Source organism: Halorubrum sp. CBA1125 (assembly GCF_009742825.1).
In the GTDB taxonomy this organism is placed as follows: Archaea; Halobacteriota; Halobacteria; order Halobacteriales; family Haloferacaceae; genus Halorubrum.
The window spans coordinates 1-13412 of the sequence record NZ_WPCE01000071.1 but is presented as its reverse complement, the minus strand read 5'-3'; the positions used below and the strand labels follow the sequence as shown (position 1 = coordinate 13412).

Below are 13412 nucleotides of genomic sequence, written 5' to 3'. Positions count from 1 at the left end.
GATTCGTCGACGGATGATGGGTCGACGGACGATGGTTCGACGGACGATGGTTCGACGGACGATGGTTCGTCTGATGACTCATCGACAGATGATTCATCGACGGATGATGGGTCGACGGACGATGGTTCGTCGACTGAGAACGAGACGACCCAAGACTCATCCTCTACTGAGAACGAGACGACGGGGGAACTGTCGCTCTCCACAACCGCGAGCGGTACGGCGACAGATAATTTCTCCGTAAATACGGCCGGCCCTACAGGACAGGTAGATGGAATCTATACCGCGACGTTAACCGGTGAAGTAGACGATCTCAATCAGGACTCCGTGGAGGTGTATTTCGAGTGGCGTGCTGAGTCAGAAACTGAGTTCCGCCAGACACCGAACCAAACCGTTACCGGAAATGAGACGTTTACTCAGTCGCTGTCGTTCCTCGATCCGGGAACAACGTACGAATTCCGGGCAGTTGCCGAATCTACGGATACGAACGAATCTATCAAAGGTAACCTCACCAACTTCACGACCGATAGTGGATCTCAGACTGACGGATTTATTCAGGCCTCTGACGAGATCGGATTATACAATCTCTTCTTCCAAGGGATGCGGACCCAGGTCCCCGAGGACGATTCCGTTGGAATGACAACGGATGTTCCGAGCGTGCAACTTAACGCGTTTGGACTAACCGGTACTCCTGTTTATCCCAACCCTGACAAGGAAGTCGTTCCAGTGTATCAAGAAACTGGCACCGTTGATCTCACTCTTCGAGACGGCCCATTCGGGACGTTCGATGGCTCCGATGTCGACGTGGTGGCCGTCAAAACTGACTCCGGCGAGGGACTCGACACCTTCTCACAAATCACGCAGATTGATGAGCTACTCAACGATGAGGATACCGACGTCGAGGTATTCGAAACGATAACTGCCAGCGGGGATAATCCCGACGTCTCGTACGACCTGACCGGCCAGAGCCGTGGTAGCGGTAACTACGTCTTCCTGGCAGTCAACAACGGGAGCATCGGCGTCGAACCCGACGGAAACGTAACTACGGATAACGTTCGCGTCATCGGATTGGACTTCGCCGTCGTTCAGGACGGGAGCTCGACGGTGAATCCGGCGCGTCAGGATTCCGAGTATCCGAGTCCAGAATTCCGCCCCGGTGAGAACGTGACCGTCGAAGCGGAGGCACCGTTCGAAACTGAAAACGAGATCACACAAGCCGTTATCCTCTACAGCGAGGACGAACTCGGCAGCAGAAGTATAAGCGCTGAGATCGAGGATACGCAGAATATCGATCCAAATGAGGTTAATATTTCGTCAGGTATCGCCGGGTTTGACGGTGTTCGTCGGGTCGAAGACGGTGCTACCTTCATGGGGCAGGACCTCGGAGAGCGTGACGAAACCGGTATCTTCACGATCGACGACGTGTTCAACTTCGTCGGCGGTAGTATCGGTGACCGGATCGATACCGAAGACGGTGATGTTCTCAACGCGTCGATGGTCGCGAAAGCCGATACCGGCTCAGAGACGACCTTCGAGATCGAGACGCTAGAGAACTTCTCGACGGGCGAGTACTCGGTCGTCCACGTCGCCGAGAACAACGAAACCGGCGAGATCTACACGAACAAGGAGACGGTCACGCTGACCGAGGAGCTGGATCCGTGGGCAACCGTCGATATCGATGAAGAGGATTCAAAACTCAACGTGTTGAACGGCGAGGAGATCGTCGTTAATGCGACGGTGACCAATATTGGTAATGGAACAGTTGATGATGAAGCGAGTCTATATCTTAACGACACCCAAGCAGAGCGGTTGACTGGATTTGAGGAAACCAATTTTGGACGGATACCCCAGACGGAACCTATCAGCGAAGATATTAATCTTGAATCTGGAGAATCCGAGGAATTCTCGTTCGTATATAATACATCCAATGATACAGCTACATCCAATGTTATTAATGAAATTCCAACAGACCTATCTGTCGAAATCCGAACTAGCGACGAGACTGGCACTACATTAGCAAGCGTCGGCGACCAGGGAGCGAACTTCTCGGTCGACGTCGATCAGGGCGCCTCCGACGCCGAGGTCGTCCAGGGCGAGAACCTGACGATTGTCACCGACGTCACGAACGACGGCGACATCCCCGGCACCCAAACGATCGACGCGACGTTCGAGGGCACTACCGAATCCGCGGAAGTCTCGGTCGATCCGGGTACGACGGAGACGGTTAATCTCACCTTCGAGGAGGTCGACCTCGAACCGGGTAACTACACCGTCAACGTCAGCTCCGAGAACGACTTCGAGGAGGTCGACGTCGAGGTCCTCCCCGGACCGGACTTCGATGTCGAGCTCGCCTCGGTCGACGATCCGATCGTCGCGGGTGAGAGCGTCGACGTGACCGCCAACGTCTCGAACGTGGGCGGTGCTGAGGGTACCGTGGACGTCGAGTTCCTGTTCAACGGAACGTCGATAACGACGAACGAGGACGTCACGCTCAACGCGTCCGAAACCGACTCGTTCGAGTTCGCGTACGAGACCAACGAGAGCGATGTCGGCGAGCGCGACGTCACAGTGCAGGCCGGCGCCGCCCAAGCCACGCGCACGGTGACGGTACAGTCGCCGGCGGAGTTCGAGATCGAGAACGTCACCGCGGACGACCCGGTCGCGCCCGGGGCGAACGCGACGATCGAAGCCGACATCCGGAACGTCGGTGACGTCTCCGGCACACAGGACGTCACCCTCCGGAACGAGACGGGAACCGTCGTCGCTGGCGAATCCAGCGTCGAAATCGCCGGTAACGATACGACGACGGTCGAGCTCGTCGTCGAGACCGACGAGGCTGACGCCGGGCAGACACTCTCGTACAACGTCACGACCGACGACGATTCGACGCCGGTGGATGTCCAGGTTCTGTCCGACGCGAACTTCGTCGTCGACATTGACGAGGACGCTTCGGAGACGCAGACTACCCAAGGCGAGAACCTCTCCGTCGTCTGGAACGTCACGAACGATGGTGGTGTCGAGGCCACGCAGCCGATTCAGGTCGTCGTAACGAACGAGTCCGGCACCGTCGATTCGACCAGCAGAAACTTCACGCTGGGTCCAGGCGACACCCAGTCCGTCGACGCCGAAGTGCCGTCCGACCTGCTGGAGACGACGGGGGACTACACGGTGAACGTGTCCTCACCGGACGACAGTGATACACTCGACTTCGAGGTCATCGAGGCCGCCGACCTCGGTGTCGAAATAACGGGAGTCAACGACCCGGTCGTCGCCGGTGAGCAACTCAACGTCACGGCGAACGTCACGAACGCCGGCGAAGCGACCGCGACGGAAGACGTCGAATTCAGCTTCAACGGCACGTCCGTCGAGATCGAAGAGAACGTCACGATCGCCGGCGGAACGACTGAACAGCTGGAATTCAACGTCACGCCCGACGAGGGCGACATCGGCCAGCCCAACATCACGGTGCAGGCCGGCGCGGCCGACGCCACGCGCACGGTGACGGTACTGTCACCGCCCGAGTTCCAGGTCGACGTCGACGAAGACGAGTCTGACTCGGCGATCGCGCTCGGCGAGACCGCCACGGTCGTCGCGAACGTCTCGAACGTCGGTGACGTCAACGGCACGCAGACGATCGAACTCCGGCGCGACGGAGAGTCGGTCGCCAACGAGACGATCACGGTGAACACGACTGAAAGCAAGACCGTTTCCTTCCAGTACGACACCAGTCAGTCTGACAACATCGCCGGTGACGAACTGAACTTCACCGTCGAGACCGAGGACGACTCCGCCGAGTGGACCGTCGACGTGTTCGAAGACACGTACATTGATGTCGACATCGACGGAGAGAACTCGTCCGATGAGGTGGTCGAAGGCGAGACCGTCGTGGTGAATGCCACCCTCACGAATCAGGGGAACCTCACCGCGAATCAGACGATCGGATTCGCTGTCGATGGGGAGGAAGTCGACACCGAGGACGTCGGACTCAACGGGAGCGAATCCCAGACGGTCGAGTTCGAGTACGAGACCAACGAGAGCGACATCGGTGTCCGGGAGTTCGCCGTCGAAAGCGAGAACGAGACGGATACGCTGAACGTGACGGTGCTGAAGGACGCTGACTTCCAGGTCGATATCGACGAGGGAGCCTCGACGACCGAGGACGTGGTCGAAGGCGACACGGTCGATGTCGTCGCCGACGTCGAGAACGTCGGTAACGTGACCGGTGATCAGGTCATTGACCTGACCGTCAACGGAGAACACGCTAACCAAACCTCAGTCGAACTCAACGGGAGCGAATCCCAGACGGTCGAGTTCGAATACGAAACCGGTGAAGAGGACCTCGGCGAGTCGAACTTCATCGTCGCGAGCGCGAACGACACGGACACGCTGAACGTCACCGTCCTGAGGGACGCCGAGATCGACGTGTCGATCGACGAGGAGAACTCGACGACGGGTGACGTGGTCGAGGGCGACGGCATCGAGATCGTCACCGACCTCGAGAACCTCGGTCAGGTCGAGGCCGACCAGGAGATCGAACTCCGGCTCGACGAGGAGCCGATCGACAGCACGAACGTCTCTCTCGCCGGCGGGGCGAGCGACACGGTGACGTTCGAATACGTCACCAACGAGTCCGACATCGGCGACCTGAACTTCACCGTCGCGAGCGCGAACGACACGGCCACGCTGAACGTGACCGTGTTGGAGGACGCCGAGTTCAACGTGACGGAACTCGACACCACGCCCCAGAACGCGACCATCGCTCCGGGTGAGAACCTCACCGTCAACGCCACCGTCGAGAACGTCGGTCAGGTCCAGGGCGAACAGGAGATCCGCCTCGCGGTCGATCCGGAGTCCGCGCTGACCGAGACGGTGGACAGCCGGACGGTCACTATCAACGGGACGCTCGACGGCGACACGACCGAGACGGTCGAGCTCACCTACGCGACCGACGACGACACGCGTCAGGGCGACCGGACGCTCGAAGTGAGAAGCGACGACGACACCGCCGAGACTGACTTCAGAGTCCGCCAGGCGAACATCAGCGTCACGGAGATCGACCCGGCCGACCCCGTCGAAGAGGGAACTGACCTCCCCGTCACGGTGAACGTGACGAACGAGGGTGACCTCGACGAGCCGCAGGACGTCACCCTCCTGGCCAACGGAAACGTCGTCAACACCACGACGGTCGAGATCCCCGAGGTCGAAGACGAGTCGCTCGAGTTCACCTACCCGACGCAGCTCGGCGACTCCCCCGAGATCGACCTCACGGCGCGGACGCCCGACGACGAGGCGACGACCACCGCGACCGTCGAGGCGTCCAACTTCCGCGTCCAGGACATCACCACGAACGCGTCCGACGTCGTCGAAGGCGAGACGGTCAAGGTCTCGGCGACGATCAACAACACCGGCAACCTCACCGAGACGCAGACGGTGACCTTCTCGGTGAACGGGTACGCGGACAGCCAAGAGCTGAATCTCTCCGGCGGTGGTGCTGACACCGTCACGTTCAACTACACGACCCAGGTCGGCGACGCCCCGGACGTCGACGCGTCGATCAGCACCGACGACGACAGCAACTCGGTGGACGTCGACGTCACCGCCCAGCAGTTCTTCGAGGTGACGTCCCTCGAGGGTGACGACGCCGTCGAGCAGGGCGAGAGTTACACGCTCGAAGCCCAGATCGAAAACACCGGCGGCGACCCCGGCACCCAGGACGTCGCGTTCGACTTCGGTCAGGACGGCGAGGACCAGAGCCAATCCGTCCAACTCGACGCTGGCGAAAACCAGACCGTCGACTTCGAGTACCCGGTCGAGGCTGACGAGGATCTCGGCCTGACGTTCGTCGAGGTGTCGACCGAGGACGACGCGACCACCACACCGGTCGTCGTGGAAGAGCCGCCCGAGCCGGCGAACTTCACGGTCGAGGTCGACGAGGCGGCCTCTCGGCTCGACGTCCCCAACGGCAGCACCGGGCTGGTCGTGGTGAACGTCGAGAACGTCGGCGAGCTGCCCGGCGGCACGACGGTGAACGCCACGACCGACACCGGCGAGAACGTCACGACCCAGGTCTCGAACGTCACGATCGACGAGCTCGCGCCCGGCGAGTCGACGACGGAAACGGTCTCGATACAGACCGCGTCTGACCTCGAGGCGGGAGCCGACGCCGCGACCGTCGACGTCGCGGTCGCAACGCCGAACCAGACGGCGAACACCACCCTGACGGTGAGTCCGCCCGACGAGCCGGCGTTCTTCGACATCCGTTCCATCGACTCGAACGCCCCGGTCGAAGAGGGCGAGACGCTCGAACTCGCCGTCGACGTCGTGAACCGCGGGAACCAGACCGACACCCAGACGATCGAACTCGTCCGGGACGGCTCGGTGATCGACAGCGAGGAGGTCACGGAGCTCAACCGGAGCCAGAACGAGACCGTGAACTTCGAGCTCGACACCGAGGTCGGAGACGCGCCGGACGTCACGTTCACGGTCAGAAGCGACAACACCGACGTGACGACGGTGCGGGACCTGAACGCGCTCCCCGAGTTCGCGGTCTCGGTCAACGAGACGAACGACCCGATCGCGTACGACGAGACGCTCAACGTCAGCGTCGACGTCGAGAACCTCGGCGACGTGTCGGACACGCAGACGCTCGAGGTGTTCCTCAACGGGAACGACGAGACGACGGAGGTCACACTCGACGGCGGCGAGTCGACGACCGAGGAGTTACAGGTCGACGCCACGGAAGGCGCCAATCGGGTCTTCGCGAGCACCGAGGACGACCTCGACGCGCGGTCCGTCCAGATCAACGCTCCGGCCGACTTCCAGGTCGACGTCGTCGAGCCGTTCTCCGACCTCGACGTCGTCGAGGGCGAGAACGCCACGGTCACCCTCGACATCGAGAACGTCGGGGGCGTCCGGGACACCCAGAACGTCTCGCTCGAACTGGTCGCGGACGACGGGACCGTGACCGACGGGCCGAACGTCTCGAACGTGGACCTCAACGCCAGCGAGTTCAACATCTCCGAGCGCACGATCGACACCGGCACCCTCGACGCCGGGAACTACACGGTCCGGGCGGTGACCGAAGACGGCGACGAATTCACGGCCGACGAACCGCTCGTGGTGTCGGAGCCCGCCGCGTTCAGCGCCAGCATCGAGACGGTCAACGATGAGGCACCGCCGATTGATGACCCGGACGATCGCACAGCGTTCAGAGAGGGAGAGACGCTCGACCTCGCGGTGAACGTGACGAACGAGGGGGACGTCTCGGAGACCCGGACGCTCCGTGTCCTCCGCGACGGAGCGGTCGTCGACTCGACGGACGTGACGCTCGCGGACGGCAGCGACACGCTCGACTTCGAGGTCGACACGGCGGTCGGTGACGGTCCGAGCACCGAGCTCGCGGTCGAACTCGTGGAGGACGACGAGACCGTCTCCAGTGACGCCGCGGACGTTCCGCTGTTCGCGCCGGCCGAGTTCCAGGCCGCGATCACGAGCGTGGACGATCAGATCGGCAGCGAGAGCGCCTTCGACGTCGCGGTGACCGTCACGAATGCCGGCGACTTCAATGGCAGCACCACGATCGATCTCCGGTTCCGGGGCGACGAGATCGACAACGAAAGCGCCAGCGCCCGCGTCCGGAACCTCGCGCCCGGCGAGTCACGGACGAGAACGCTGACCGTCCCGGCCGACGCGATCGGCGAGCCGGGGAGCGCCACCGTCACCGCGGTCGCCGACACGACCGACATCCGTCGGATCTCCATCGGCGAGGCGACGAACCACCAGATCACCGACCTCGATACGAACGGACCGGTCGTCGAGGACGAACCGTTCAACGTCACCGCGACGATCAACAACACCGGCGACGTCCCGAACAACCAGAGCGTGGCGCTGCTCGTCGACGGCAGCCGCGCGGACATCGTGCGCGACGTGCGCCTCGATAGCGGTAACAGTACCACCCTCAACCTCACCTACGAGACCGACGAAGCGGACGTCGGCACGCCGGAGTTCACGGTCGACGCCGAGGACGACAGCGTCGAGGGCGAGTTCGACGTTCTCTCCGAGGCGAGCTTCGAGACCGAGGTCGTCGCCGTCAACGCGCCGATCGACGACGAGGACTTCGACGCGGTGAGCGGCGAACCCTTCCAAGTCATCGTCGAGGTCTCGAACGACGGTGACGTCTCCGGCACCGACACCCTCGAACTGTACATCGGCGACGACTTCGAGCCCACGGACACCGCGTCCGTCGAGGTGCCCGCGGACGGCGCCGAAACCGTCGCGCTCACGCACGAGCCCACCGAGCCCGGAGAACTCGACGTCGAAGTGGTCGGGGTCGACGACTCGGACACCGAGACGATCGACGTCGGCACGCCCGGCGAGCTGACCGCCGAGTTCGACGACGTGACCGACCCGGTGGACGCCGGCGACACCCTCTCGGTCGAGGTCGGACTGGAGAACGTCGGTGACGCATCTGTCACGGAGAACGTGACGTTCGCGGTCGACGACACCGTGGAGGACAACCAGACGGTGACGCTCAACGGGAGCGAAACCCACACCGTCGAGTTCACCTACGAGGTCGACGAGACCCGCGAGGATGCGCTCCCCGTCACCGTCGAGGCGGGCGCAGAGACGCTCGATAGGAACGTCGAGGTCGCAGAACTCGACGACCAGTTCTTCCGCGTGAGTAACTTCACCGCGCCCGACGCGGTGTTACAGACGGACGACGCGGTCGTCGAGGCGAACGCCACCGTGACGAACGACGGCGAACTCGACGGGACGCAGACGGTCGAGTTCCTGGTCGACGGGACGGTCGAAAATACGACGGAGGATATCAGTCTCGAACCCGGTAACAGCACTGACGTGGAATTCACCGTCGACGCCGAGGCTCTCGACACCGGTGAGCAGACGGTCGCCATCGCCACCGAGAACAGCTCGGGCAGCGCGATCGTGACCGTCAGCGAACCCGACCCGGCAGACCTGACGGTCAGCCTCGACGAGGTGCCGGCCGAGGTCACACAGGACGAGGAGATCGCGGTCAACGCGACCGTCGAGAACGTCGGTGACCTCGAGGCCGACAACGAGTCGGTCGCGCTCGACCTGACCGTCGACGGGACCTCGGTCGCGAGCGCCTCACAGAACGTCACCCTCGCCGGCGGCGAGTCGACGACGGTGCCACTGAACGACACCGTCGAGGCGCTCCCGCGTGCGGGCACGTTCGATGGCACGGTGGAGGTGACGACCGAGACGGGCGAGACGGACACCGACGACGCCGCCGTCGCGGTCGACTTCGGGTCGATCCAGAGCGGCGTCGACGCCGCCGAGTCCGGCGACACCGTCCTCGTCGCCGGCGGCACGTACGCCGAGCGGGTCGTCATCGACACGAACGAGATCACGGTGCGGTCGGTCGGTCCGGCGACGCTACTCCCGCGGATCGGCGACGAAGGGTTCGTGCTCCGCGGCGACGACGTCACGGTGGACGGCTTCACGATGCCCGGTGACGGCACCGGCACGGCGGTCCGGGTCACCGGTGACTCCGCGACCGTCTCCGACGTCCTGATCACCAACTGGGAGACCGGCGTGGTGACCGAGGACGGCGGCGACCACCTGATCCGGCAGTCGCTGGTCACCAATACCCAGACCGGTATCCGGCTCGCGGGCGACGGCGGGAGCACCGTCGCGTTCGGTCTCATCTCCGGCGCCGAACGCGGGCTCGCCATCGAGGCGACACCGGTTCGGGTCTTCGCGACGGTCGTCACCGGCTCGAACAGGGGGATCATCATCCTCCCGGTCCCGCTCGGCGTGGGCCCGCTCGAAACGGCGTCGAACCACGAACCTTACACGGTCGACATCGAGCAGGCCGAACTCCGTGGAAACGGCGTCGGTCTCGACGCTCGTAACACCGAGGACCGCAACCAGAACGTCGACGTCACCCAGAGCAACGTCGAGGCCAACGACGTGGCGATCGTGAGCGAGGTCCAGAACGACAGCCAGCCGGCAGGGCCGCAGGCCACCACGTTCGGAACCGCCTCGGTGGCGAGCCAAGACGTCACCACGCAGCAGGACGACACCGACGCCCAGGTCGACGTCAGTGCCTTCGGGATCGATCCGGACTCCGCCGACGTCGTCGACCGGACGGACTCGACCGACGTCGAGCCGCTCAACAGCCCCGTGTCGGATCCGTTCTTCGACGTGGAGACGGTCGACGCCGAACCCACGTCCACCGCCGGCAGAGAGACGACGGTCGACGTGACCGTGTTGAACGACGGTGAGCGGACCGGCTCGAAAGACGTCGAGCTCAACGTCGACGGAAACACGGTCGACACGCAAGAGGTGGAACTCGACGGTTCGGCCACGCAGGACGTGAGCCTCACGTTCACGCCGACCATCCGCGATATCGGTGACGATCTCACCGTCTCCGTCGAGACGGAAGACGACACGAGCCAGACCGAAACGGTCTCCATCCAGCAGCGCGCCGACCTCCGACTCGCTATCGGCGACTCGGCTGAGTCGGTCGACGCCGGCGAGACGTTCACCGTGACCCCGGAGATCACCAACGACGGCGGCGAGTTCGGCAGCGAACAGACCGTCACCCTCTCCGTCAACGGGACCCAGGACAGCCAGACGGTGACGGTCGAACCCGGTGACACCGCGACGCCGACTCTCGAGTACCAGACCTTCGATGGCGGCGAGAATCGGACGCTCTCGTACACCGTCTCGGCTGCTGGTCTCACCGAGACCGGGAGCTTCGACGTGACCGTTCCGCCGGCTGACGACGGCGACGAAGACGACGAGGAGGAAGAAGAGACGCCGCCGGCCGGCGGCGGTGGTGGCGGAGGCGGTGGCGGCCTGATCGGCGACGAACCCGACGCCGCGCTCGACCTCGACGCGACCGCGACGGAGACGGTGACGCCGTCGCTCGACACCGAGGCCAATCAGCAGGTCGCAAGCTTCGATGAGGTCGAGAACGTCGAGTCGATCGCCTTCCAGACCTCCGACACCATCGGGGAGGTCACCGTGGGTGACATCGACCCCGACAGCGGTCAGGTCAACGCGCCGGGCGGCGACGTCACGGTGCAGGAGATTACGGTCCCCGACGAGGCAACCGACCAGGCGGCGACGATCCGGTTCCGCGTCTCGGCCGACCGGCTCGACGCGGTCGGCGCAGACGCCGAGGACCTCACCGCGTTCCGGCTGAACGACGGCGAGTGGGAGCGCCTCGAAACGTCGGTCGTCGAGGAGACCGCGGACGGTGTCCGGCTCGAGGCGCAGACGCCCGGCTTCTCGGTGTTCGCCGTGAGCGCCGTGGGCCAGCCCGAGGCGGCCGCCGCGGTCGACCCGAGTACCGTGACCGCCGGCGAGTCCGTGGCGCTCGACGGTTCCGGCTCGACCGACGAGTACGGCGAGATCGTCGCGTACGACTGGTCGGTCGCCGGCCAGTCGATCTCCGGCGAGACCGCCAGCGCGACGATCGACGAGCCCGGCGAGTACACGGTCGAACTGACCGTCACGAACGACGCGGGCGAGACCGACACCGCGACCGCCACCGTCACCGTCGAGGAGTCGACCGATGGTGCCGACGGCGCTGACGGTGCCGACGGTGCCGACGGCGCTGACGGTGCTGACGACGAACCCGCGGAAGAGCCAGCTGGACTCGGCATCAGTGCGATCTTGGTGCTGATCGTCCTGGCGCTGGTCGCGGCCGCGGTCGTCGTCTGGGTCCGCCGGTCCGAGTGACGACGACCGGGGGACGCGACCCGTAGTGAGCCGTCCGCCGCGGACCGAACTCGTTTCGGTCGCGTTCGACACGCCGCAGATCGCTGTTTCCGTCCGTTCTCGATACGCGTGTTCGCGCTCCGGAGCGTGAGCGATTTCTCGTTGTCTCTCGCTCACTAAATACACGATCTGATAATTGATATTGTTGCAGTACCAAATTCGAATTCAGAACGAGATATCGTCTGGTAGCCACCGAAACGTTCCTTTTCGTGTGATATGAGATCTGTGACGGTACGATCTGATGATATCTGTTCTGATAATTATCGACGAACATCTATATTCGACCCGTCTCGATGGACGGCCGTGTCAACCACGAACGTCGGTGAGTCGACCCGGGTAGTGGCGGACGCCGAGGAATCCACGCCGGCTTCGGTAGATCGGATCCGTCTCGCGAGCGACGTAGTCGCGTTGCTCTCGATTCCGGTCGTGCTTCTCGCGGTGTTTGCCCTCCCGGCTTCGACGAGGCGAGCGGCCGCGTTCTCGTACACCGATCCGACGATCGTGACGGCGTTCACCGCTCACTACGTACACCTCTCTTTCCCGCACCTCGTCGGGAACGTCCTGGGGTTCCTGCTTTTGGGATCGGTCGCCTACGGACTCAGCGTCGCCGCCGGGCGACGTCGGCTGTTCCTCGTCTCGGGGATCGCGTACCTGTTCGCGTTTCCGTTCGTCCTCTCGGGGCTGAACCTCGCGATTCCGCGGAACGCCATCGGGTACGGGTTCTCGGGCGTCACGATGGCGTTTCTCGGATACGTCGCGGTCGTCTTCCCGGTCGCACTCGAAGAGCGGTTCGGATTCGACTCTCGTCGGCTCGTCCCGGTGCTGTTTTTCGTCTCGGTCGCGTACGTCGCGGTGATTGCGCTCCCGATATCGACGCGGTCGGCTGGGTTCGGGGCCGCTGTGCTCACGTTCGCGCTCCCGTACGGCCGAGGGACCGACCGCGACTCGGTCAGCGCCCTGCGGTGTGCCGTCCGGCGGGTCCTCGCGACCCCCCGGTACGGCGAACTCGTCGCGGTCGCGACGCTCGTGCTCGTCGCGTACCCGCTCGTCGGGTTCCCGCCGGCGACGTCACCCGGTCTCCGCGTCAACGTCTACATCCACTTTCTTGGGTACGCGCTGTCGTTTCTCGTCGTTTACGTCTCCCTCCTGGTCGACCGTCACGGCGTGTTCTCGACGGCCGCGCGGTGAGGCGGTCCGGTCGAACGAGCTATACGTTCGACACCCCAACGTCTACGCGACCGACGCGAGTCGGGGCACTCCACACCCACGATGAATCTCCGATCGCTTGCCGGTTCGAGCGTCACGGCCGTGCTCGTCGTTCTCGTCGTTGCCATGCTCGTCGGCCAGCAGCTCGGCCAACCGATCGTCATCGGCTTCGTGCTCACCGGGAGCATGAACGGCGAGCCGGCCAACATGGCTCCGGGCGACGGGTTCATCGCGGTCCCGCCGTCGCTCGCCGGCGACATCGAAGAGGGCGACGTCGTGACGTTCGAGGCACAGGAGCTCCAGGGCGGCGGACTCACGACTCATCGGGTCGTCGACGAGACGGAAGCGGGATACATCACGCGTGGCGACGCGAACCCGTTCACCGACCAGGACGGCCCGGAACCGCCGGTTCAGGAGTCGCAGATCGTCGCCGTCGCCGC

The 13412-nt window shown here is 63.9% G+C and carries 4 protein-coding genes; 3 read left to right on the top strand and 1 reads right to left on the bottom strand.

The genetic code is table 11. The features are described 5' to 3' along the window. Positions 1–203 (bottom strand): hypothetical protein (locus tag GJ633_RS17770; RefSeq protein WP_231741297.1); only part of this gene is annotated, 203 nt, incomplete at its 3' end. Positions 204–804: 601 nt separating this feature from the next. On the opposite strand from GJ633_RS17770, the gene GJ633_RS08260 reads away from it, so the two are divergent. The 3 genes from GJ633_RS08260 to GJ633_RS08250 all read left to right on the top strand — a co-directional run. After that, on the top strand, positions 805–11727 hold the full coding sequence (locus GJ633_RS08260; protein WP_197431296.1) for a CARDB domain-containing protein: 10923 nt from the start codon (positions 805–807) through the stop codon (positions 11725–11727). 342 nt (positions 11728–12069) lie between these two features. Then, positions 12070–12954, top strand: coding sequence for a rhomboid family intramembrane serine protease (locus tag GJ633_RS08255; protein ID WP_197431295.1), 885 nt, complete (start codon positions 12070–12072; stop codon positions 12952–12954). A gap of 81 nt (positions 12955–13035) precedes the next feature. After that, positions 13036–13412, top strand: a 377-nt coding sequence (locus GJ633_RS08250) for a S26 family signal peptidase (protein ID WP_197431294.1), incomplete at its 3' end; no start/stop codon positions are given.